We start from the raw sequence: 280 nt of genomic DNA, 5'->3' as shown, positions 1-280 counted from the left end.
CCACCGTGGTCGACATGCGCTTCGTCAAACCGCTGGACGAAGCCCTCGTGCGCGAAATCGCCGCGAGCCATGAGCTGCTGGTGACGGTCGAAGAAAACGCCATCATGGGCGGCGCCGGTGCGGCGGTCAGTGAGTTCCTGGCGCGGGAGAATATCCTCAAGTCGGTGCTGCACCTGGGCTTGCCGGACGTGTACGTCGAACATGCCAAGCCGGCGCAAATGCTTGCCGAATGCGGGCTGGACGAAGCCGGGATTGAAGCCTCGGTGCGCGAACGCATGGC

General features: G+C 64.3%; 1 protein-coding gene. It reads left to right on the top strand.

Translation table 11 applies throughout. The features are described 5' to 3' along the window. The coding region (locus tag KZZ04_RS18910; RefSeq protein ID WP_306430592.1) for a transketolase C-terminal domain-containing protein at positions 1–280 on the top strand (280 nt) is incomplete at both ends.

Origin of the sequence: Pseudoalteromonas sp. CR1, from assembly GCF_019392235.1 — a bacterium.
In the GTDB taxonomy this organism is placed as follows: Bacteria; Pseudomonadota; Gammaproteobacteria; order Enterobacterales; family Alteromonadaceae; genus Pseudoalteromonas.
This window is presented reverse-complemented; position numbering and strand designations above follow the sequence as displayed.